This is a genomic window from Colwellia meonggei (assembly GCF_057537295.1).
In genome coordinates this window covers 149,886-172,752 of the sequence record NZ_BAAJLZ010000003.1, presented here as the reverse complement: position 1 = coordinate 172,752, position 22,867 = coordinate 149,886, and the positions used below count along the sequence as shown (strand labels likewise).

Below are 22,867 nucleotides of genomic sequence, written 5' to 3'. Positions count from 1 at the left end.
GTAGTTTAGACAAAAACTAATAAGAGTTAACGGATAGAATAAGGGGTTAGCGATATAGCTTAACGCCCTTATTTTATTGCTTATATTCAGTATTGATTTGATACTTATATTAAAGCTTTTATAGCTAAATAAACATTAAGCCACTACGAGTAAATGAATAAAAATACTCAGAGGTTAACGCAACTTAATTTCCAGCTCTGCATTTTGATGCCAAGTAAACTTCACTTTTAATTGTTTGGTATTTTCGTCATACCAGGCGGCTTGTTTACTCGTATTGAATAACTGCTCATTAGCAGCTAATTCAATAGTTCGCCCTTTAAGCATTACTTGTTTAATCACTGTTTGATTATGAATAACTGCCATTACATTACGTTGCTTTGGCATAGCTTCGAACTGGCCACTACGTGTTAATGTTAGCAACAATTGCTTTTGGCTTTGCTCAGCAGCAAAACTTAAGGTTTCAAAGGTCGATTTTTTAATAGACTCAGGATCGCTGCCATCATCGTTATACATTTTCGAGCTAGAAGATGTTACCGATGAGTCAGCATAATAATGTAAAATTAAATTTTCAGTACTGTAATCTTTGGTCGATTGTACTGCTTCAACCATAGGAATAAACGCGCCGGCGCGCACCAATACAGGGGTTTGCTTTAATGGGGCATCAATTGAGGTTTTCTTGCTTCCTTGATAACGCTTATTATTCCAAAAATTGAACCAAGTACCTGACGGTAAATTAACATCCACTGAGCGTGCACCTTGCTCAGTTACTGGTGTAACTAGCAATGAATCGCCGTAGAAGTAACTGTTTTTCTCATCAATTAAACTTAAGTTATTTTCATCTTCAAAAAACATCGGACGCATAATTGGCATACCCGTTAAGCTATTCTCTATGCTTAATGAGTAGATATAAGGCATTAAACGATAACGTAACTTAACGTATTCACGTAAGATGTCTTTGGTTTTCGTACTATGAAATATTGGCTCAGGCTTAGCATTTTCTTGTGCATGTGGGCGAAATACTGGTTGAAAAACACCATATTGCAACCAGCGAATATATAGTTCTTCATCAATTGGGCCGTCACCTGCAAAGCCGCCTAAATCAGAATGAATATAGCTTAAGCCCATTAAGCTCATTTGTAATGCTAGTTCAACTTGTGGCTTAAAGCCGCCCCAACTGCGACTAACATCGCCAGTCCAAGGCACCATGCCATAACGTTGAGAGCCAACAAAACCTGAGCGCATTAAAATAAATGGTCGTGTATTAGGCTGAAATTTACGTAAACGTTGATAAAGCATTTCTGCCCACTGATGGCCATACGCGTTATGCACTTCATCGCCAGTAACATTTACACCATTAAAATTATGTAAACCATCGGCTGGATGCACTTCAGGCTCACCTAAGTCCCCCCACCAACCAGCAACACCTTGGTTTGCAAGTTGTTGGTAGTATTGCCAAAACCAGTCTTGTGCCTGGTTATCAAATACATCAACTAAACCTGTATTACCAAAGTAAAAGTCAAACGTTTCTGGTGCGCCTGATGTATTTTTCATTAAGGCACTGTTTTCAACTGCACTTTGCCATTGACTCGATGAAGTTAAAATAAACGGCTCGGTTATCATCACCGTATTAACCCCATCACTTTTAAAGTCTTTAATCATTTCAACAGGGTTTGTAAATGCTTTTTTGTCCCAATTCAAGTTCCCCATATGGCCTTGAATATCTGCGCCAAACCAATATAGATCAAAAACAATGGCATCTAACGGAAAGTCTTCATCAAGATATTTTTGTACCACAGAGCGCGCTTCTTGCTCACTATGGTACCCAAAACGACTCGCAATATTACCTAAGCTCCAACGCGGTGGTAATGGCTGTTTACCACTAACGGCGACTAAGTTTTCAATTAACTTAGGGTAGCTCTTGCCTGTCATGATTAAATATGAACTTCGACCTGCAACAGCGCTAAATTGTAGAATATCTTTCTCAGTAGCGGCAATATCAAGCTCGCCGTTGGCAGAATTGTCAAAAACTATAATGTATTTATTGCTCGACATGATTGCTGGCAAACCGTAATACATTTGGCTTGATTGGGTTTCATAGCCATAATGCGCACGGTTATATAACGGCATTTTTTGACCACGACGATCCATGCCTAATACCCGTTGTCCACCACCTAAAATTTTCTCCTGCGGCTGTAACTTAAAGCGAAAGCCAAGGTTAAAGGTCGTTTCTTGCGCCTCTTTACTTTGCTCTTCATTAGCTTTTGTTAGTGTTTTAGAGGAAAAGCCTTGTTCTTCAGCGGCAATTAACTCACCAGAGGGCTTGTGATAACTAATTCTCAAAGGTGACTTATCAATGCGCGCAACAAGCTCAGTTGTAGAGAATGTTAATTGTTTATCTGACTCTTTAATCGTTAGTGATTTTTTTAACGCATTCGCTAATACCGTGCTTTGAGATTGCTTATCAATGGCAAACGATGGCAATTGCTTGGCACCGGTTAACTGATAATGCACTTCAAATGCTGCTGGATTAAGTGCGTTAATTTCAACGGCGCCATCATTAGTTGTAATGACTAACTTTGCGCCCTGCATTTGATGGCTGACATAATCGCTCGCAACTGACTGAGCACTATACAGGCTAACCAATAGCGCGGTAAAAACACTGAATATTGTTGATGAAATTAGTTGAATTCTCATTCTATTTAGCATTATTTAACCGCCTTTAGTTGATAAACAAATGACTCAAGCGGTGCTAATTTCACCCTGATACTAGCGGTTTTATCGCCACGAACGGTTAAGGTATTAGTCGAGCCATAAAGTAAATCTTTTAACTGATATTCCCCAACAGATAGCTGCCATTGACGAATTAACTGCGTGGGTACTTCAAGTTGATATTGAATACTATTTTCACTATCAAAATTACTGACAACCACGAGTTTTTCATCGCTTGACCAGCGCGTAAAAGCAAACTGTAAATGATTATAAGCTGTTAATGCTTTGCGGTTAGCCTCGTGTAAGCTGGCATATTGCCCTTGCATTGCAATGTTTTGAGCAGAAATACTCAATAAACGTTGATAGAAATCACGTAAATTTTTCTCATAAGACGATAATTGGCCGCCATCAAACTTACCTTCATTCATCCAACGTTGGTGTGCAGGCACACCTGCATAATCGAAAATCGTGGTACGAGTTGGGTCGCCAAAACCGGTTTCTTCACTGCCATCTTCACCCACTTCTTGGCCAAAATAAATCATGGTAGGTGAGCGACTGATCAAAGTTGAAACTACCATGGCAGGTTTAGCTTTTTCGGCATTACCGGCAAAACCATCACTGGCAATACGTTGCTCATCATGGTTTTCTAGAAAGTGCAATAAATGTTGCTCAATGTCGCTATAGCGTTGTTGAATATTCGCTAAATCACCGGTATTGCCATGACCTTGCATAATATCTTTGGTTCGGTCATAAAAATCGACTTTGTCATACAAGTAATCCATTTTTCCTAACTGAATATAATTTCGATATTGTTTAGGGTTATAAATTTCGGCTAATAAAAAAGCATCTTCATTGGTCATTTTTATCGCCGAGTTTAGGTAACTCCAAAATTCAACTGGCACCATTTCAGCCATATCATAGCGGAAACCATCAACGCCTTTGGCTAACCAATATTGGGTGATGTCGCGGAATTTTTTCCATGAACTCGGTACGTCTTTATCAGCCCAAAATGCCGCATGCTCTTGATAACCTTTAAAACGATAAGATTCAGGTAAACGAGTAAAAGCATAGCTACCATCAGGTTTTACACCGTAATTAACTTTTACCGTTTCATACCAGTCATTAAAGTGCGGTTGTGCAGCGCGCGAACCATTTCCGGTCCATTTTGCTGGTGATTCACTAAATTCCCCATCAGCTAAGTCATTATTTTCACCACCAAGTGGCGCATATTTATGCATGGCTTTAGGCACTGTAAAGTTTCGACCAACAACGTAGTAAAAGTCATTATCACGATGGAATTCAACATTTTTGTTGTCATCTGCTCCGAAGTCTCTGACGCCTTGAGGTTTATCAATTGAATGATATGCGCGAGCAACATGGTTAGGCACAATATCGATAATCACTTTCATATCGTGTTTATGAGTACGCTTAATAAGCGCTTCAAACTCTTCAACACGTTTAGCTGGATTATCGGCTAAATCAGGGTTAACACTGTAGTAATCTTTGACTGAATAAGGCGAGCCTGCGCGCCCTTTTACAACATCAGGGTCATCATTTGCTATACCATAATCAGTATAATCGCCAATCAACGCATGATGCGGTACGCCGGTATACCATACATGAGTAACACCTAGCTCTTTAATGCCTGTTAGTGCGGCGTCGTTAAAATCATTAAACTTACCAACACCATTATCTGCAATTGTGCCCCACGGCTTATTGGTTGTATTTTTGTTACCAAACAACCTCGTAAACACCTGATATACCACGGGCTTACCTTCAACTACAGAATCAGAGCTAACGACTGCTCTTTCTTCAATTTCATATTGAATTTCAGCGTTATTCGACGGTGCTTTTATAGCAATAATACAACCAGTTAATGTACTACCTAGAACAAAAAAAGCCATGGTGCTTTTAATGCCACTAATTTTTGATAGCGTAGGTTTTGATAAGTTAAATTTTGAAAGGTAACGACGCATTTAAGAACCCTATAAAAATAAATGCCCGCTTGTTTTATAACAACACCGGCAACAGGAACAACAGAAATAGTATTTCGAGAGTACACATTTAATGTTCAGCATGCCAACTGCATACGAATTCATAAAAAATTTATCTGAATTTGTTTAATAACAATCAAGTTATTGCCGAAATCCGACAATTAAATAATTCAGTGAAATATTATTTCTACTCGTTGGGTCTTTTGCAGCAGTATTTATAAGGTGACAGCAAAGCTCCATTTTGGCTTTAATTCATCGTTCTAACATTTTGACTTAAAAGACACTTAAATGAAAAAATTACATTTCACTGGATTATTAACATTACTTGCTATCTCAATGGGGTTGCTCGGCATTAGTATTTTACTAATGGGCCATCATAAGCACATTTCCTTAACAACCAACTTTTATGGCATTAGTGAGTTTTTACCTAAATTGGTCTTTAATAGCATAGCTGGAACTAGTTTAGTTATTGCTGCTTTATGGTCTATTGTTGCAATAAAACACATAGAATTACGCGCTAAGTTAGGATTATTTATTAGTGCAATAAGTGTTGTTGCTTTGCTGCCATTGCTTGGCACCAGCATGTGGATTGATTCATTAGGTGGTTTTCCAGCCATTGGCTCAGGACAAGGAGTTATAAAGTACTTCGCACTATTAGCCATTGGACTATTCTTAGCTAGGCCTTATTTATCGTCACAAAAAGCAATCTGGTTAAATGCCTTTCCTGTGATATTAGTTTTGCTTTGGATTGGCGGTATGAAATTTACCTTACTTGAAGCCAAGGGAATTGAAGATTTAGTCAGTAGTTCGCCATTTATGTCATGGATGTACAACGTTTGGGATCTTCAAACTACCTCAAACTTAATTGGCATTTACGATATTATCGCCTTAACCCTAGTAATTTTAGCGGTTTTCAAAAAACAATTGCTTGTGCCAGCTTTACTTATGTCTGGAGCGGTATTTGTGGTTACCCAAACCTTTTTCTTAAGTTGGCCAGCAGCACTATCAGGTGAAACATTGCTTTCTACAGGCGGGCATTTTCTGATCAAAGATCTTTGGTTCATTGCTAATTTACTCATCTTTGCCAGTTTAGTAAGTAATAATAAGCAGCAACAGCTTACATAAGCAGTTCCAATTCGACCTGATGCAAAACATTAAAGTATCAGGTCATTATTTACTTTTCATAACCGGTCATTTCTAAAAAGCCTTGACCTTGGTGGCTACCTTGAAAAGACACCATGCCTTCGAAATATTCAATACCAAAGCGCATAATTTGCTTTTTGTTTATTACATTCACATCAATATCAATGCTCTCTTGAGCAATTTTAATCGTAAATGAATCAGGGTATCGCCCACCTGAAGCTATTGAGCTGTTATTTTGCAAAACAATATCGCTGCTTGATAAAGTTTTTATTGAGCCGTCTCTGCGCATAACACTGCCATATAGATAATCTTTTTCATTCGACCGAATACGATAAACCATTAAAGCAGTATATTCATTTAGTCTTAATGAAAACCAATCCCAACCTTCTTGGTCATCCGCGAGCATTTGTGAGCCCCACTCTCTATCAAACCATGCCTTTCCGCTGACTTTTTGCCATTTACTCTGCCAATAAACCTCACCACTCACATTAATAAATGGCTGAGAATAATAATGACTGGAAATATCTAATTTATGATGTTTTTGGCTAAAACCTTGCTGTCCTTGTAAAAAGTATCCTCTACTACTTGTTGCATCCAGTTCAGCCGTTAAATTTAGTTTTACTTGCCACTTTGATGTTTGTTCTTGGCCTTCAAAATCATCTAGACCAATAAAATCACCATAACGTAAAGTTGCTGGCAAGAGTGCTTTTGATGATTGCCATTGCCAATCATCTATTGTCGCAGTGAAAGGCTCGGTGTTAATAACCAAATTACCTAGCTCTTCTCTCGCGCTGCGAAATGCTGATTGATGTTCATTAGCATCTGCCAACGCGGCATGGGCAAAATACCAATGTTTATCTTCAACACTACGACGAAATAATGTCCATTGTGTAGCTAATTCATCACCATCTTCAGTGGTTAAGTTCGCCGTAAGATACCACCACTCTTGTTGAAACGATTTTTTAGGGGCATGGGCATCAGGAAAATCAATAACATTATTTTTTGAAGGCTTTTCATAGTTGCCGGCTGTGTCGCCAAGGCTCTTTAGCGGTGAGCGTTTATCTTCAATGTTGTCATTACAACCACTAACAAGGCTCCATATGACTAATAACAATGAAAATTTATTGCACTTACCAGTGCTGCTAAGAAAACTAATTTGATTAATGGCTAGATAACTCATGTCAAACTCGCTCTGATATTGAGCTTATATAAGGGTATAGCAAGCGCTGGTATCAATAACAATATGCCAATAAAGCTACTAACTGAAAAAGCCATGACATCTAATTGTAATGGCATTGACCAGCCAAACGAAGCAGGTAAAATTAAGCTAACTAATGCATCAGCAAGCGTTATTGCCATTGGCCAGCTCAGTAAAACTGTCGCTAGTGCTAATAAAATCCATTGTGATAGCATATGTATAAATAACTCAATTCTACTATAGCCCAAGCTACTTAAAATATGTAAATCGGCTTTTCGGGCTAGCTCTAAACTGTTTGCCGATAAAAACAAACCAAAACACGCAATAGACAGCAACACAAAAGCTATGGCTTGCGTCAATAAAAAGGTTTGTTTGAAAATAGCTAAGGCAAGTGTTTTAATTTCTTCTGGCTGATAAATCTGTTCATGAGTCAGGTTCAACTCATCATCCAACAATAAGTTATCGATAACGGTTTGCGCAACTAACTGGGTGTCGTCAACTAAAAATACACCAAAGCCCGTTTCTCGCCAACCTGTTAATTCCGTTATTTTCTGACTAGACGGTATTTTTATAGCAAATCCTTGGTTGCCATAATCATAATAAATCCCCTGCACCCGACAAGATAAAGAACTTTGGTTTTGAGTAATATTAATTGTTTGCTGAAGTGAAATATCATGCTTATAAGCCAATTGTTCATTAATATAACAAAGCTCCTTCGCTATGCTAAATGCTACAAAACTCCCCGACTTTAGCACTAAGCTTTGCTGCTGACGATTTGATGCCAACCGATAAACTTCAACCGTATCTTGCTGATGTTTAGCAAGTGTACTTTCAAATAGAACATACTCGTCAATATGAGTAGTCTGCTCTAGCCGTTGAGCTAACCTTGGTTTTTGCTGTTCATTAAAACGAACAAACAAATCTGCGCTTAATAACTGGTTTAAGTACGATTCAAACGAAGTTTGAAAGCTATGCACCATTAAGGCAGCCGCAATGCTCGCCGTCAATGCTAAATAAAAAGCCGCTATTGGTAAGAATCGCCTGGCTATTTGCTGACGAGCATCAGCTAAAATAAACTTTATTCGAAAGGTTTTCAGCGGGTAAGCAATTAACGAGAACAAAATACTCAGCATCATCGGCAGCATCGCAACGCTTGCAAGTAATAACACGCCATATTTCAGCATTAGTTGTAACCAGTTATCACTGGGCCAACATAAGTGCACAACAACTAAAATCATTGCCATAACAGCATTTTTTTTGAAGCCAAACTCAGTTGCTGAGGCGCGAGCAGTATGCGCTATGTTGTCGGCGCTAATAACAAAAAATTGTTTTATTAGTGCGGCAATTACGGCAACAGACGATATTAAAAAAGCCCATACACTATACTCACTGCGCCACTGAAATTGCCCGCTGGTTTGCAACCGGTATAGTTGCTCTAAAGTTACCCCCAACATAGGCAGTAAAAATGACACCAAGGCGATAGCGAGAACAGCGCCAAGTACACTAGCTAATAAAGTTAAAAAGAGTGCTTCACAAAACATGGCAGCCTGAATGTTATTTAGACTTACACCTAGTAATCTTAATTGTACTGCCAGCTCACCTCGTTTCGTCCAAGCCTGATTGGCCGCTTGAAATGCAATAAACAAACTAACTATAAAACCTAACATAGCCAATGCAGATAAATTAAGGTGCAAAGCATCCGCAAAGCCTTCACGTTCTTCAATAGACCAAACTTGCTCAATAACTAAATGTTCAGGTAAAACCGAAGTGAGTTGTGCTAACTTGCTGTCACTCATCTGCCCAACTATTAAATGGCTAAAACCCTTAATATCAGGAAATAATTGCCATGCCAAAGTAATGTCGATAAGGGCAGCAGCCCCCCAATCATTAATTTGATTTACGTTTATCGCCATACGTTGTTGATTTAAAGTTATTAATTTTGGCGAGTGTCCTGACAATAGATCAATATCGAGTTTACTTGCATAGCTTTGGTTGATATTAATCACCTCACTGGTAAAACTTTCCGGCGACATTAAGACCAAAGGCAAAATATCTAAGGCGCGAAAATTAATTTTTTTACCATTTGCTATGGTTTTTTTAAAAAGGTGAACTGCGTTAATTTGGGAAAAACCTAATGCTCGTAACGCCGTAAAATCAGCAACTGATATCGATTTACCTGAACGTGGAACGATATTAAAAGCAATTGGTGATTTTAAACGCGTATTAGCGGCTTGGTATTGTTGTTTACTGGCATCATTTAAAACTAAAATGCTCAATAAGGTGCTTGTTGCTATTGCTAAACTAAAAATAAAACCAATATTCAATAATGGCTTTTTAGTGTATTCAGCAAGACAAACTTTCGCGACTAATAAAAACTCTGACACATTATTTATAATGCTCTTATTGATAGGTAAATAGCTCATGATATCAGCGAGTAAGCAAGGTTAATCGCCCATGTGCTACACGATAAACTTTATCCATACGGCGCGCTACTTCACTACTATGTGTCACCATAAGCAAAGCGGTATTATTTGATTTAGCGAGTTTTACGAGTTGTTCAACAACATGCTCACTGTTGGTATTGTCTAAATTTCCTGTTGGCTCGTCCGCTAATAATAACTGTGGTTGAGCATTAAGTGCTCTAGCTATTGCCACTCTTTGCATTTCACCGCCTGAAAGCGTTGCCGGAAACTTGTTCAGCAAAGAGTCTATGCCAAGTTCTTTCGCCAATTCACTGCCATACTCCGCTTTAAAATGACCTGACAACTTAGCGCTAAATTCAATATTGTCTTTTACCGACAAGCCACTTAGCAAATTAAATTGCTGAAAGATTATCCCTAAATATTGTTTACGTAATTGACTTAATTGCTTATCTGAAGCATCCACTAATGAATTGCCGGCAACTTTAATATCTCCGGATTGAATAGGTTCAAGGCCAGCAATGAGGTTTAACAGTGTTGTTTTACCACTGCCACTATCGCCCATCAACGCAATGCACTCACCTTGTTGAATCGATAAAGAAAGCTCAGACAATAAATTACGAGTATGATCACCATCAGCTATCTGATGGCTAAGTGAACGGATCTCTAATGACAACACTATTCCTCTTAGCTTAAGTTTTTCAACTGGCAATTTTTTAGTGAATATCATACTACAGTAGGCAAGTTATCCTTAAAGGTCAATCATTTACTAGCCGATGTTATCGAGATAAATCAGTAAACAATTGCGCTGCTAATTCGCGCATCACGTCTGGCTCAGGATGGGTTTGAGCATAAGTTCTTAAGCCATAAATACCCATAATAAAAAATTGGGATAATTGCTTAGCACTGCGCTTGCTCTTTAACTCTTTATTTTCAATTGCCGTAACAAACACGGTTTCAATTGAACTCTGCCAGTCGGCCAAATTTTCAATTAATATATCCTGAACTTCAGTGTCTTGCTCTGCTAATTCATTGAGCGCTTTAGTTAACAAACATGCTTGCGCTGCTTCACAACTTATACACTCTTGAACAATATGATCTAAATAAGCCTGCAATTGCGTTAATTTATCACCTGTTGCAGAGAAAAAATCTTGAAATTCTTTTGCTCTGTCAGCACGATACTGGCCCAATGCTGCTAACAATAACCCACGCTTATTTTCAAAAGCACAATAAATAGAGCCTGGATGCAAACCTGTTGCGGCCTTTAAATCTTGCATACTAGTTTTGGCATAACCTTTATCCATAAAGGCTATCATTGCCGCTCTTAGTACAGATTCTTTATCAAATTCAGCATTTCTCATGAATTTCAGTTTTGATTTCCAACGAATAGTCTTAGTGTACCTTTATTTGAATGCTTGTTCAAAATAATACTTGAACGAACATTCAAATAAGAGTATCTTGAATGAACATTCAAGAAAGAGATATTGTCATGACCGAAAATTTATTCGAACCCTATGCACTAAACAATGCAATTACCCTGAATAATCGTATATTAATGGCGCCATTAACTCGCTGTATGGCTGACGAAAATTTAGTACCAACAAAAGCTATGGCAGAATATTATGGCCGACGTGCTGATGCTGGCTTGATCATTTCTGAAGCTGTGATCATTCGCCCTGATGGTCAAGGTTATCCAAATACACCGGGGTTATTTTCTCAAGCACAAATTGATGGCTGGAAAGAAGTGACTAGTAGAGTTCATGGCAATGGCGGGAAAATATTTGCTCAACTTTGGCATACTGGCCGAGTAGCGCATCCACACTTTTTTGAGCAAGGCGATGTTCTTGCACCATCAGCAATTGCTGTTGAAGGCAGTGTGCCAAGAATGCGAGAGTTAACTTACCAGGTACCGAAAGCGGTTACGCAAACTGATATCGTAAGCTTAATTAATGATTATGCCCAAGCCGCTGAAAATGCTATTACAGCTGGTTTTGATGGTGTTGAAATTCATGGTGCAAATGGCTATTTAATCGACCAATTTTTGCACTTTGACAGTAACAAGCGACAAGATGAATATGGCCAAACACCAGAGAATATGGCGCGTTTTCCATTAGCTGTTGTAGATGCCATTATCGAGCGTATTGGTAGTGACAGAACCGCGCTGCGAATAACACCGGGAGCCTACTTTAATATGGCAACCGACGCTAAAGACAGAGAGGTTTTTGATTTTTTACTGCCTGAACTAGAAAAACGTCACTTAGCATTTTTGCATATTGGTATTTTTGATGACGCTATGGAGTTTGACTATTTAGGCGGCACGGCATCAAGCTATGTACGAGCTAATTATAACCATACCTTAGTTGGTGTTGGCAGCTACACCGCAGAAATGGCAAGTAAAGCAATAGCTAATGATAACTTTAATTTGATTGCTATTGGTCGCCCTTTCATCGCCAACCCTGACTATGTTGAAAAAATTCGCAACGGCGAAAAAATTACCGCTTATAGCGAAGAAATGCTAACAAGTCTTGTATAGCAACATGATATCACCAAGTTAACACTCACCAAAAAGAAAAAGGCCAAGATGATAATTTCATCTTAGCCTTTTTAAGTAATATTTTTATATTTTATTCGTAAGAGCGCTCTAACCAAGCAATTTGCATTTTCAAATCTGCAATTTCGTCATTGGCATCAACTAATTGCTGTTCTATCGTTTTAGACATGTCCATAGCATTCTCGCTAGGTTCAATTGCATTTACAGTTTCTTCATGTGACATAGTGCTCTCCTAATTCACGTTACAACAACTGTATTATTACACATTAACTTTCATTTTACTCAATAAATTTTAAATTAAATTTCAAAACGAAACTTTATACGCAATAAAAAGAAAGAAACGAAACATAAAATTAACAATATACTGGGGTTAACTAGCAATAAAGTATCGAAATAAAAACTTTCAGTCACTTGTTCAGCATACAAATCTATCATTCCTATTGAATTAACTTACGCTTGTCCCCACCTATGAAAAACACTTTATAATAACAACCTACTATGCGTTTAATAAAATCAACAAAAGTACCAGACTTACACGCAAATATTGATAATAAATTTACCCGTAAAGCAACACGAGCCATTGTATTAAAAGGTGACGAGATCCTTTTGCTTTATACTAAACGCTACCATGATTACAGTTTGCCGGGCGGCGGAATTGACGAAGGTGAAGATAATGTATCAGGCCTTATTCGCGAATTACGTGAAGAAACCGGCGCTCATAATGTTACAAATATTAAAGCATACGGCTGTTATGAAGAATATCGTAACTGGTATAAAAACAATTTCGATGTCGTGCATATGCTTTCTTATTGTTATACCTGTGATATTGACGCAGAATTACTGGCTCCTAAATTAGAGTCTCATGAAATACAAAATGGTATGACACCGGTCTGGAAAAATATCCATCAAGCAATTCAGCACAACGAAGAAGTTATTCGTAATAGTGACAAAAAAGGCTTATCAATCGAAAGGGAAACATTTCTACTGAAACTAATTACAGAAGAGTTATTGTAGCTTTAAATTAGCTGTGACTAGCTTATTTAGAATTGGACAGTTTAGCCATATTTTTCAGAATAATATCTGTTAAAGTTGCTAGAAAATAGATATGCAAACCTGAAAGTTCACTAGAAGAACATATAAATATTAGCTATTAAACTTATTTTTAAATCATAATAATGAACATTGGATAATACTATTATTATCTCATGTTCAAACACGGTTTACCTTAAACACTAGAACACCCTGTACCATAAACTAGAGGATTACATTACACTTATACCGACTAATTAATGTATATAGTAATCACTCTCATTTGGATTTTTTTTCAAATATATAAGGAAGTACACAAATAATTTATTTGTGATAAAAAATGAATAATAGAAAAATTTCCCCTCTAGATCTAATAGATCTAATTGAAGCCCAGCGTTATGGTGTTGAATATCAACCAATTATTGATTTAAAATCTAAAGATATTTTTGCTTACGAATGTTTAGCAAGATTTACTGATCGAAATAATAGTAATATTCCTCCTGATATTATTTATGCAGCTTTACATGATAGTCCACTAACTCTCTTTCAAGTTGAGTATCAACAAAAACTTCTACAATTAAAGAATGCCCCACCCAATAGTAATATATTCGTAAATTTAGATCAGGATTCTTATTTTGCTGCAAATCAAAATAATAAAGAGAATCCATTTTTAGCGCTTTTTAAAGGTTATCAAAACGCTAATATTGTCGTTGAGTTAATTGAAAACTCTGAAATTAACGATGCAATCAAAAGCCTCAATATGATAGATACACTAGCAAGTAACAATATAAATACTGCTATAGATGATGTTTGCAATCCATTCTCGATGATTTCAACTTCCGTTATTCAACTGGTCGATTACATCAAACTAGATAAATATGTTGTTGCACAAAAGCATAATAAAGAATTCATGTTGCTAGTAAGAGCACTTATTAGTTTTGCTCATAGTGCTGGTAAAAAAGTTATTTTAGAAGGGATAGAAACAGACAGTGACATTATATTTGCGAGAAATATTAATGTTGATTATGTTCAAGGTTTCTTATTTAAAAAGTGGTTTGTTAATTTCAATTAATCACTGACATAAAAAAGCCAACGTTATTTCGTTGGCTTAAATTTATAACAATAAAAGGCTATGCTATTTGTCAGCGCGCCCCATAAATTTGCGCTCTTCAGTATTCACCTTAATTTTATCGCCAGTAGAAATATGTTCAGGCACTTGTACCGTTAAACCCGTCGATAAAATAGCTGGCTTTGTACGTGCTGTTGCTGAGCCACCTTTTATAGATGGGTCAGTTTCTGTGATCACTAACTCAACACTTGATGGTAAATCAACACCAACAGGTACACCATCAACAATAATAATCTGTAAGCCTTGAGTATCTTCATTGATAAACAAGATTTCATCAGCAATAGAAGAAGTATTTAAGTTATATGGCGTATAATCTTCATTATCCATGAAAACATATTCATCACCATCGATGTATGAAAACATTGACGGTCTCCGTGTTAAATCAGCAAAATTTAACATCTCTTCTGCTTTAAATGTTTCGTCAACCTTACCGCCAGTTACTACATCGTACATACGCATTCTATAAAGGCTACCGCCAGCACGACCTTGTGGCACAGAGCGTTCAATATCACGTACTATCATCACTTTGCCGTTATATTCTATTGCGGCATTCTTCTTTATATCACTTGCTTTGGGCATGGAAAATCATCCTAAATTAATTTATGCAGGAAAAATAACATGTATTGCTAATTATGCAAGAAAAGATCGACTGAATAGCCAGTTATACTGAGCTAGCGCATAAACCAAAAAAGTATCGTAATATTTGAATTAGAAAATAAACTTTATTACCTGTCACAGCGACCTTACTATTAAACCCCTAATGTAAGATCAAACATGCACACATTTAAAACATTATTAATTACAACCGTATTAGTTCTTTCCGTCCTATTTTTAGATAGCACAGTACTTGCTAAAAATCATACAGAAACCGAACGTTACAGTATAAAATTGATAGAAGATTGTCAGGTTATCAAAGAGATTCCTCTAAATTCCAAGCAAACACTAGCATATTTAGCATTAAAGAAAGAAGAAGATGTTATGAAGAAGTTAGAAACTCCTATTCATGCTATTGAAAAGCAACTTAGTAAATATACCGCACAAATAGAAAAATTAAGTCTGCAAGCGTTTGAAAATACTGAGCATTCATATCAGATAAATAAAGCAGCCTTGGCTAAGCAAAAATTAATTGTTGAAAAGCTGAACAAGTTCATGGACTTACATCAGGCAGATTTTGATGCAGTAGGCGCACAAGGAAAGCGTATAGAAGTTATTGCCGATAAATTTTCTAAACTTATAACTCCTACTGTTAACAATATAGAACACAACCAAATCACCATTAGCCGCCAAGGTGAAGTATTCTTATCTAATTATTGTCATAGTGAAAACGATATTGTGATCTTTTAATGTAAACTAAATTCGATACTAGAACACAAGAGTATAATTATTTCATGGCTATAAAAAGCTCTGTTAAGCCTAATTTTTCAGAGCTTTATATTTAAGTTAACAACAGCATCACTTTCAAACTAAGGGAATAGGAATGCTTTAAATTGCCAGCAAATAATTAAGTGCTCCTGTAATAACTGCTACTTGCGCAATAATACAATTTTCATCATCAACCAATGGACTATCAGGATATACTTCAGTGGTTGTTACATAAGGCGCATCAGTTAACCCCATGCATAATCCTAATTCTCGAGCCGCATAATTAATAACGCCAAATTGAGATAAAGGTACGCCAATAAGTTTGTTTTCATCATCTGCTGGTGCGATATGAGTCACCTTTTCAACCGACTCAATAATTGCCCGTTGAAAGTCATTTTGTGGCTTAGTGCTGTCACCGACTAAATAAAAGCCGTCTGGAATGTTCCAGTTCTTTTGCTCTATCGCATCAAGTGCTGCCAAAGCTGGTCTAAATTCACTATTGTCGGTGTCTGTGGTTTCATGTAAATCAATATGACACAGAAACTCAACAGCTAATGACTCAACATATTGCAACGCTGCTGCTGACTCGGCAGCGGGACTGTTTTGATAAAAGGAACGATTTGGGTCAATTGCTAACGGATTCCAACGATTTATCGTTTCAAAACCCCAAGGGCTAATACAAGGTAAAACCACAAAGTTAAAATCATTAGCAAATGCTTGAGCTGCAGTTTCCAAAAAGCGAATAGCTCCTTGGACACCACTGGTTTCATAACCATGAACACCACCTGTAACTAAAACGGTAGGCTTATCGTTTTGCCAACTTTTCGATTTAAGCGAAAATAATGGATAGTTTTTATCTTGGTAATCAAGCTGACCATATTGCTCAACATGATATGAAGCCTCTAATGCCTCAATTTTTGTTATCACTTGTTGCAAATAACTACGCTTAATTTGTTGTTGACTGAGCCATTGTACTTTTTCATTATCAGACCACTTCTGGCCTTTTGTGCCAATTGAATAGCTTGCTTTATTTTCCATCACTTTACCTAATTACTTGCGAATTAAATTAACCGGTTACGGCTATAACTTCCCGATTATAACGTTAGCCGATTAAATCAAATACTAGTTATTTGGTTATTTTTCATTTTTATAGGCTGAATCAATTAACGAATAAACAGTTAACATAGTCATTGGAAATTATTCTGGGGAGTAGTTTTGCCACATTCGACAATAATTCAGTAATTTTATAAAAAATAACACTATTTTTTAGATAAATGCTGCAAAAAAAGAACAATTGCAATAAAATGGTTACAATAACAACAATTTTTTAACATTTCTCATATCAAAAGGAATTTTATTGTGCGCCACTCAAAAATATCAACATTATTAATTTCAAGTTTACTATGTGCATTCGGTGCGAATGCACAAGAACAACCTAAAGCGGAAGAGCTGGTTGGAAAGAGCTATATTGGTATTCATGGCATGAGAATGAACACCGATGATGACAGATTAACATGGAATGATAAGGACTTTGTCGAGCATGCCAATGGTATAGGTGCAGAATATGGCTATCGTTTTTCTGAGCATTCAGAATTAAGACTATCGTACACTCGCCTTAATTTGACCTTAACTGACTGGGTTCCTGATACCCCGTCTGGCAAAAACTATGCTGCCAATTATTTGTACTTTCCAAGTAAGCAAAACTTTTATGTGATGGGTGGCGCAAGTGTTATTGACGTGATTGATTCAGACTTATCTGCTAACGTTGGTGCAGGTTACCGTCATTACCTTAGTGAGCGCAGTGCTGTTTACTTTGAAGGTAACGGGCATTATCAGTTTGATAACAAGTTTACTGATTTAAGTGCACAAATTGGTTTTATATACTTTTTCGGCGATAGCGCTAAGAAAATTGTTCGTTCAGAGCCAACTAAGCCAGCAGCTAAACCTGCTGCCGTTGCACCAATAGTGTCTAAACTACTTGATAGTGATAATGACGGAGTTATAGACAGCAAAGATCAATGTAAAGCAACCCCTAGCACTGATAAAGTTGATAGCAAAGGCTGTACAATCTTTACTGAAGAAAATGACGAGTTAAACCTACAAGTTAATTTTGATAACTCAAAAGCGGTAGTTAAACCAGAGTACTTTGACAACATTAAAATTGCTGCAGATTTCTTAAAGAAATATCCACACACTTCATTAGCAATTAATGGCCATACATCAAGCCAAGGTGCTGCTGCATTCAATAAAAAGCTTTCACAACAACGTGCTGATGCGATTGTAGATGTGTTAACAAGTGAATTTGGCATTGATGCATCTCGCTTAACTGCACAAGGCTTTGGTGAAGAGCAGTTGTTAAACCCTGCTAACAATGCCGCAGCACACGCTGAGAATAGACGTATTGAAGCAAAAGTAAGTGTTAAAAATAAAGTTGCTGTTAAACGTTAATAAATAATACTTAACGTTAGCTCTAACATCTTAAAACGCTGTTACTATAGAGTATCAGCGTTTTTTTTCGTCTAAAGTATCATGAGCCATTACCTTAAAATACTTGTCAATTAAACTAGAGAAATAATTAAATATGCCTGAAACACTGACCCAGATAGTTAAAGACGTAAAGCAATGTACTTTATGCTATCAACACTTACCGCATGGTGTGAACCCTGTTATACAGGTTTCATCGACAGCAAAAATACTGATTGCAGGTCAAGCTCCTGGGTTAAAAGTACATCAGTCAGGCATTCCCTTTGATGATAAAAGTGGTGACCGACTGCGCGAATGGCTAGGTGTTGATAAATCAACTTTTTATAATGACAAAGTTTTTGCCATTTTACCCATGGCATTTTGCTATCCAGGTAAAGGAAAATCAGGAGATTTACCGCCTCGACCTGAATGTGCAGAAAAGTGGCGAAATAAATTACTTCAACAGCTTACTAATATTGAACTTATTGTTGCAGTTGGTGGTTATGCACAGAGTTGGCACCTAGCAACAAAATCACAACAAACATTAACCGAAACGGTAAAGCAGTGGCGTAGCTACTTTGACACAAGTACCCCTGCAGTAATGCCTATTCCTCACCCAAGCCCACGCAATAATATTTGGTTAAAGAAGAACCCTTGGTTTGAGCTAGAAGTTGTTCATGAATTACGCCAGCATACCCGTAAAATAATTTCGCTATAATGCGCTGGCTTCTGCCAGCTATCATTTCCAGCCGAGCTTTTCAACAAAGTCATTATCTAGCGCTTTGGCAAATTGTTTTGCTTCAATCGCCACTTCTTCTAATAGTTTTTCTTCCTCTTTTTCAGGGGTAAATGATGGAACCTTAATAGCAAAACCTGATTCATCAATTGCCATAAAAGTTATAAAGCAACGATTAGTCACTACAGAGTCTTCTTCTTTCGGATCACCAGCTCGCACAGCAACATAAATATGCATGCTTGTTTTTCCGGTATGAACAATTTGTGCCTTAACGCTCACCATTTGCCCAACTAAAATAGGACGAATAAAGCGAATGCCATTAGCTGAAACGGTTACACAATAGCGTTTACTCCACTTAGCTGCGCAGGCATAGGATGCTTGGTCAATCCACTTCATTACCATACCACCATGAACTTTACCGCCAAAGTTAACATCGGTAGGCTCAGCTAGAAAACAAAACTCAATAGAATTATTGTTATCCATAAAAATCGACCTCGTTAAATTACTGAATTGCTTTCATTAATATAGCCTTAAATCCATTTTTTCCCAGTATCGCCAGCTAAGTTATTTAAATTAGCCGCCCTTAAACAACTTAACCTGCCTCTTAAACAAAAATTGAATTAAATCAGCGTAAAAATATGCTAATTTATCTATATATTCGAAAAATATCTGATTTTTAGAGATTTTATGCAAGCCCCCAGTACTGCAACACAATTAGGTGAAGTTCAATGTCATGAATGCGCTTTAATCGTTGCAATGCCAAATTTAGCAGAAAATCAAAAAGCACAGTGTCCACGCTGCGGCTTCACTTTAAGTATTGTGCATCGAAATGCTAATGAGCGCATTGTTGCATTTGCCATTACTGCCTTAATATTTTTATTAGCATCGTTACCCTTTGAGTTTTTGTCATTCAGCACAAACGGTTTAGAGAACAACTTTAATCTAGTTTCGAGTTTTTTTGGTCTAATTGATAACAACTACCAAGTATTAGCATTTATTGAGTTACTGACTATTTTTGCAATTCCCACAGTGGTATTGCTTTCTGTAATCTATTTACTCATTCCAATGAATAAAGGCTTACACCCTAAGTATGGTAGGAAAATTCTCAACATGGTGTTTAAGCTGTTACCTTGGTGTATGGCTGAAATATTTCTTATTGGCGCCTTAGTCAGTTTAATTAAAATTATTTCAATGGCAGATATTGAGTTAGGATTATCATTTTATGCATTCACATTATTTTCTTTATGCATGACCTTAGTTGTACTACATATAGATCAAAGCCAACTTTATCAGCTTCTGAGCAAAACAGAGAAAGCTCATAAAATTGAAATCCAAGAAAGTAAACATAAAATTGCCCACGAAGACCCTATTACTCATACATTAAGCGTGCAAAAAACTTGGGCTTATTTAATAACAGCAGTTATTTTATACATTCCAGCCAATACATTGCCGATAATGACCACCAGCTTATTTGGTCAGGATGACCCCAGTACAATTATCGGTGGAGTAATTTTGTTATGGAGCTTAGGTTCATATCCTATTGCTGCGATTATTTTTATTGCCAGTGTTATCGTACCTGTTGCAAAAATATTAGTTTTAGCCTGGTTAAATTATAGTGTGCAAAAACAAAGTGATACGTTAAGCTTAGAAAGAATAAAATGGTATCGTATGGCAGAGTTTGTTGGTCGTTGGTCGATGATAGATGTTTTTGTTGTTATTGTTTTAGCAAGTTTAATTCAGCTAGGGCCAACAATGAGCATAACGCCAGGAGCTGCAACACTTGCGTTTTCAGGAGTAGTTATAATAACCATGCTAGCTGCAATGAGTTTTGAGCCAACATTAATATGGAATAATAAAAATAATGAACAATGAAACGTCAACACCTGACGCAACCGTAAAACCGATTAAAACTATTTCTACGGTTTGGTTTATTCCACTTATTGCGGTATTTATTGGCTGCTGGATGATTTACTACCAATGGCAAAATGAAGGTACCGAGATAAATATTCATTTTGCTACAGCAGAAGGTATGGAGGCAGGAAAAACAAAAATTAAGTCCCGCAATGTTGATATTGGTGAAGTGAGCCAAATCGAGCTTAATGACAATGGTGCTGGCGTTATTGTTACTGCAAAAATAAAGAAATCGGCAGAAAAATTTCTGGTTGACGATAGTATGTTTTGGGTGGTTTCTCCGCAAATATCTCACACGGGCGTATCAGGTCTTAGTACATTAATTTCAGGGGTTTATATTGAAATATCACCAGGAAAAAGTGCCGATGAACGTTTCGAATATGAGGCGCTAGAATCTCCACCAGTAACGCCTGTTGGCACACCTGGTTTGCATATTACGCTCAATAGTAATGATCAATTTGCTTATGCCAAAGGTGATCCCATCATATATAAAGGCCTAACCGTTGGGCAGTTTGAAGATATTTATTTTAACTTCGAAGAGCGGGTAGTTTATTACAATGCATTTATTAAAGCCCCATACCACCAACTTATTACCAGTAATACAAAATTTTGGGATGTTAGTGGCCTTCGACTTGATTTAAATGCTGATGGTATATCGGTTAAAACCGGCAATTTTGAAACCATGCTGACTAATGGTGTTACCTTTGGTATTCCTGAAGGCATGGAAATCGGTGAAAAAATTGGTGAACGATCATATTATGATATTTACGCTAATTATGAAGCCGCTGACGACGAGAGATACCGTCGTTCAATTGAATTTGTTGTACTTGTTAGTGACTCTATTCGGGGGCTTTCTGTAGGTGCACCTGTTGAATACCGCGGCGTACAAATTGGTAAAGTACGTTCGACAAATTTAATTCTATCTCGCCCACAAGATAAACTAATAAAAGAAGACTTTAAAATACCAGTGTTAATCAGCTTACAACCTGGCCGTGTCGGTTTGCCTGACAACGAGGAAGGCGAGAGCTTAATGGCAGAACAAAATATTTATTGGATTGAAAATGGTCTAAAAGCAGTTTTACGTACAGGTAACATATTAACGGGCAGTTTGTTTGTTGATTTACAACATCGTCAAGATCAGCCGCTCAGCGAAATTGCAAAATATGATAACTACCCTGTGATTCCAACTAGTACCGATGATTTTTCACAAATTACCGCTAAAGCGGAACAATTTATGGATAACTTAAATAATATTCCGCTTAATCATTTAGGTGATAATGCTAATCAACTCATGATGGAATTTACCCAAACGGCCAAAGAACTACAAACCGTTAGTCAAAGCTTAGCCAGCGTCATCGGCCAGGTTGAACAAGAGCAACTTAGCAATAAATTAAGTAAAACTCTGCAAGGTATTGATGCGTTTACAAAAGACTTATCATCTGGTTCAAAAGGCTATGAAGATTTACGTGTTACGCTAAAAACACTCACTTCAACCATGAATGAATTAAAACCACTATTAAATCAACTGAAACACAAACCAAACAGTTTAATATTTAATAGCGGCGAAACTACTGAGCCAGTTCCGACTAAAAATAATGGAGTAAATCAATGAAAGTAGCTAATTCAGTATGTCTAATGGCGATCTTATTTTTGTCGGCATGCAGCTCAAATAATACTCCGAAAACTCAGTATTACTTATTAAATAGCCCGACAATAATGACTTCAGTTGTAACGGAAAACGGTATTAATTCAAATAAGGATAGCACCGAAATAGTGTCTGTTAAGTTAAGTACCCTACCCGAATACCTTAGTCAACCAAACTTAGTTATGCACCTTTCTGAGCATCAATTACATTATTCAAATTTTCATATGTGGGCTGAGCCACTAGACCAAGGGATAGCTAAAGCTTTAGCTGAAGAATTGAATAATCAACATCGCACCTTCACCTTCTCGGTATTGAGAGAGATTGATGCTAATGAAAACTCAGATATCATCATTAATATAGATGCATTTCAGGCAACACATCAGTCTCAAATATTGTTAAAAGGCAGCTATCAAATAAATAATGACACTCTATTTAAGCACGCTGAAACATTGACTCACTTTGATATACGTGTTGATTTAGACCAAGACGGTTACGCCCATTCAGTTGCAAAAATGCGAGCATCAATTGCAAACTTGGCAAAAAACATCACCAACAAACTAAGTGTTAAATAGCTCGT

20 protein-coding genes are annotated in these 22,867 nt (G+C 37.0%); 10 read left to right on the top strand and 10 right to left on the bottom strand.

Going from position 1 to position 22,867, the window contains the following annotated elements; translation table 11 throughout:
• Positions 1-174: 174 nt before the first annotated feature.
• Positions 175-2,706 carry a glycoside hydrolase family 31 protein gene (locus AC27E9_RS09265; RefSeq protein WP_487129455.1) on the bottom strand — a complete coding sequence of 844 codons (2,532 nt, stop codon included), beginning with the start codon at positions 2,704-2,706 and terminating at the stop codon, positions 175-177.
• Positions 2,706-4,685 (bottom strand): alpha-amylase family glycosyl hydrolase, encoded by a 1,980-nt coding sequence (locus AC27E9_RS09260; protein ID WP_487129453.1) that lies wholly within the window; start codon positions 4,683-4,685, stop codon positions 2,706-2,708. Before AC27E9_RS09260 ends, AC27E9_RS09265 begins: the two co-directional genes overlap by 1 nt.
• Positions 4,686-4,991: 306 nt before the next feature.
• On the opposite strand from AC27E9_RS09260, the gene AC27E9_RS09255 reads away from it, so the two are divergent.
• A complete protein-coding gene (locus tag AC27E9_RS09255) occupies positions 4,992-5,828 on the top strand; it encodes a DUF417 family protein (RefSeq protein ID WP_487129451.1) in 837 nt (278 codons plus the stop codon).
• Between the two features lie 49 nt (positions 5,829-5,877).
• Here AC27E9_RS09255 and AC27E9_RS09250 read toward each other — a convergent pair whose 3' ends face one another.
• From AC27E9_RS09250 to AC27E9_RS09235, 4 genes are all read right to left on the bottom strand, one after another.
• Positions 5,878-7,026 (bottom strand): lipocalin-like domain-containing protein, encoded by a 1,149-nt coding sequence (locus AC27E9_RS09250; RefSeq protein ID WP_487129450.1) that lies wholly within the window; start codon positions 7,024-7,026, stop codon positions 5,878-5,880.
• A complete protein-coding gene (locus AC27E9_RS09245) occupies positions 7,023-9,428 on the bottom strand; it encodes an FtsX-like permease family protein (protein ID WP_487129448.1) in 2,406 nt (801 codons plus the stop codon). The genes AC27E9_RS09250 and AC27E9_RS09245 overlap by 4 nt, the downstream gene beginning before the upstream one ends.
• Positions 9,429-9,471: 43 nt before the next feature.
• Positions 9,472-10,143 carry an ABC transporter ATP-binding protein gene (locus AC27E9_RS09240; protein ID WP_487129446.1) on the bottom strand — a complete coding sequence of 224 codons (672 nt, stop codon included), beginning with the start codon at positions 10,141-10,143 and terminating at the stop codon, positions 9,472-9,474.
• Positions 10,144-10,243: 100 nt separating this feature from the next.
• Positions 10,244-10,825, bottom strand: a complete 582-nt coding sequence (locus AC27E9_RS09235) for a TetR/AcrR family transcriptional regulator (protein WP_487129444.1) — start codon at positions 10,823-10,825, stop codon at positions 10,244-10,246.
• A gap of 128 nt (positions 10,826-10,953) precedes the next feature.
• Between AC27E9_RS09235 and AC27E9_RS09230 the strand changes: the two genes are divergently transcribed.
• Positions 10,954-11,997, top strand: coding sequence for an alkene reductase (locus tag AC27E9_RS09230; protein WP_487130044.1), 1,044 nt, complete (start codon positions 10,954-10,956; stop codon positions 11,995-11,997).
• A 91-nt stretch (positions 11,998-12,088) separates the two neighbouring features.
• On the opposite strand, the gene AC27E9_RS09225 is transcribed toward AC27E9_RS09230, so the two are convergent.
• Positions 12,089-12,238, bottom strand: a complete 150-nt coding sequence (locus tag AC27E9_RS09225; protein WP_487129442.1) for a hypothetical protein — start codon at positions 12,236-12,238, stop codon at positions 12,089-12,091.
• A gap of 275 nt (positions 12,239-12,513) precedes the next feature.
• On the opposite strand from AC27E9_RS09225, the gene AC27E9_RS09220 reads away from it, so the two are divergent.
• Entirely contained in the window at positions 12,514-13,029 is a 516-nt protein-coding gene (locus AC27E9_RS09220) for an NUDIX hydrolase (protein ID WP_487129440.1), read from the top strand.
• A gap of 355 nt (positions 13,030-13,384) precedes the next feature.
• Positions 13,385-14,116 carry an EAL domain-containing protein gene (locus tag AC27E9_RS09215; protein ID WP_487129438.1) on the top strand — a complete coding sequence of 244 codons (732 nt, stop codon included), beginning with the start codon at positions 13,385-13,387 and terminating at the stop codon, positions 14,114-14,116.
• A gap of 63 nt (positions 14,117-14,179) precedes the next feature.
• Here the strand turns inward: AC27E9_RS09215 and efpL are convergent, their stop codons facing one another.
• Positions 14,180-14,752: an elongation factor P-like protein EfpL gene (efpL, locus tag AC27E9_RS09210; protein ID WP_487129436.1), complete on the bottom strand. Its 573-nt coding sequence runs from the start codon at positions 14,750-14,752 to the stop codon at positions 14,180-14,182.
• A 195-nt stretch (positions 14,753-14,947) separates the two neighbouring features.
• Between efpL and AC27E9_RS09205 the strand changes: the two genes are divergently transcribed.
• Complete coding sequence (locus tag AC27E9_RS09205) at positions 14,948-15,517, top strand: hypothetical protein (RefSeq protein WP_487129435.1); 570 nt, start codon at positions 14,948-14,950, stop codon at positions 15,515-15,517.
• Between the two features lie 138 nt (positions 15,518-15,655).
• Here AC27E9_RS09205 and AC27E9_RS09200 read toward each other — a convergent pair whose 3' ends face one another.
• Positions 15,656-16,573, bottom strand: a complete 918-nt coding sequence (locus AC27E9_RS09200) for a M14 family metallopeptidase (protein WP_487129433.1) — start codon at positions 16,571-16,573, stop codon at positions 15,656-15,658.
• A gap of 321 nt (positions 16,574-16,894) precedes the next feature.
• On the opposite strand from AC27E9_RS09200, the gene AC27E9_RS09195 reads away from it, so the two are divergent.
• Positions 16,895-17,983 (top strand): OmpA family protein, encoded by a 1,089-nt coding sequence (locus AC27E9_RS09195; RefSeq protein ID WP_487129431.1) that lies wholly within the window; start codon positions 16,895-16,897, stop codon positions 17,981-17,983.
• Positions 17,984-18,116: 133 nt separating this feature from the next.
• A complete protein-coding gene (locus tag AC27E9_RS09190; protein WP_487129429.1) occupies positions 18,117-18,716 on the top strand; it encodes a uracil-DNA glycosylase family protein in 600 nt (199 codons plus the stop codon).
• Between the two features lie 21 nt (positions 18,717-18,737).
• Here the strand turns inward: AC27E9_RS09190 and AC27E9_RS09185 are convergent, their stop codons facing one another.
• Positions 18,738-19,217 (bottom strand): acyl-CoA thioesterase, encoded by a 480-nt coding sequence (locus tag AC27E9_RS09185; RefSeq protein WP_487129427.1) that lies wholly within the window; start codon positions 19,215-19,217, stop codon positions 18,738-18,740.
• Between the two features lie 204 nt (positions 19,218-19,421).
• Between AC27E9_RS09185 and AC27E9_RS09180 the strand changes: the two genes are divergently transcribed.
• The 3 genes from AC27E9_RS09180 to AC27E9_RS09170 are packed head-to-tail and all read left to right on the top strand — an operon-like array spanning position 19,422 to position 22,862.
• Positions 19,422-20,606: a PqiA/YebS family transporter subunit gene (locus tag AC27E9_RS09180; RefSeq protein ID WP_487129425.1), complete on the top strand. Its 1,185-nt coding sequence runs from the start codon at positions 19,422-19,424 to the stop codon at positions 20,604-20,606.
• Complete coding sequence (gene pqiB / locus AC27E9_RS09175) at positions 20,596-22,257, top strand: intermembrane transport protein PqiB (protein WP_487129423.1); 1,662 nt, start codon at positions 20,596-20,598, stop codon at positions 22,255-22,257. Before AC27E9_RS09180 ends, pqiB begins: the two co-directional genes overlap by 11 nt.
• Complete coding sequence (locus AC27E9_RS09170) at positions 22,254-22,862, top strand: PqiC family protein (protein ID WP_487129421.1); 609 nt, start codon at positions 22,254-22,256, stop codon at positions 22,860-22,862. The genes pqiB and AC27E9_RS09170 overlap by 4 nt, the downstream gene beginning before the upstream one ends.
• The last annotated feature ends 5 nt before the right edge of the window (positions 22,863-22,867 follow it).

Bases quoted from the DNA above. Each gene is read 5' to 3' on its own strand.
- AC27E9_RS09170 (WP_487129421.1), top strand. From the start codon at position 22,254: ATGAAAGTAGCTAATTCAGTATGTCTAATGGCGATCTTATTTTTGTCG.
- AC27E9_RS09225 (WP_487129442.1), bottom strand. From the start codon at position 12,238: ATGTCACATGAAGAAACTGTAAATGCAATTGAACCTAGCGAGAATGCT.
- AC27E9_RS09230 (WP_487130044.1), top strand. From the start codon at position 10,954: ATGACCGAAAATTTATTCGAACCCTATGCACTAAACAATGCAATTACC.
- AC27E9_RS09215 (WP_487129438.1), top strand. From the start codon at position 13,385: ATGAATAATAGAAAAATTTCCCCTCTAGATCTAATAGATCTAATTGAA.
- AC27E9_RS09185 (WP_487129427.1), bottom strand. From the start codon at position 19,217: ATGGATAACAATAATTCTATTGAGTTTTGTTTTCTAGCTGAGCCTACC.
- AC27E9_RS09235 (WP_487129444.1), bottom strand. From the start codon at position 10,825: ATGAGAAATGCTGAATTTGATAAAGAATCTGTACTAAGAGCGGCAATG.
- AC27E9_RS09260 (WP_487129453.1), bottom strand. From the start codon at position 4,685: ATGCGTCGTTACCTTTCAAAATTTAACTTATCAAAACCTACGCTATCA.
- AC27E9_RS09250 (WP_487129450.1), bottom strand. From the start codon at position 7,026: ATGAGTTATCTAGCCATTAATCAAATTAGTTTTCTTAGCAGCACTGGT.
- AC27E9_RS09255 (WP_487129451.1), top strand. From the start codon at position 4,992: ATGAAAAAATTACATTTCACTGGATTATTAACATTACTTGCTATCTCA.
- AC27E9_RS09200 (WP_487129433.1), bottom strand. From the start codon at position 16,573: ATGGAAAATAAAGCAAGCTATTCAATTGGCACAAAAGGCCAGAAGTGG.
- AC27E9_RS09180 (WP_487129425.1), top strand. From the start codon at position 19,422: ATGCAAGCCCCCAGTACTGCAACACAATTAGGTGAAGTTCAATGTCAT.
- efpL (WP_487129436.1), bottom strand. From the start codon at position 14,752: ATGCCCAAAGCAAGTGATATAAAGAAGAATGCCGCAATAGAATATAAC.
- AC27E9_RS09265 (WP_487129455.1), bottom strand. From the start codon at position 2,706: ATGCTAAATAGAATGAGAATTCAACTAATTTCATCAACAATATTCAGT.
- AC27E9_RS09220 (WP_487129440.1), top strand. From the start codon at position 12,514: ATGCGTTTAATAAAATCAACAAAAGTACCAGACTTACACGCAAATATT.
- pqiB (WP_487129423.1), top strand. From the start codon at position 20,596: ATGAACAATGAAACGTCAACACCTGACGCAACCGTAAAACCGATTAAA.
- AC27E9_RS09205 (WP_487129435.1), top strand. From the start codon at position 14,948: ATGCACACATTTAAAACATTATTAATTACAACCGTATTAGTTCTTTCC.
- AC27E9_RS09190 (WP_487129429.1), top strand. From the start codon at position 18,117: ATGCCTGAAACACTGACCCAGATAGTTAAAGACGTAAAGCAATGTACT.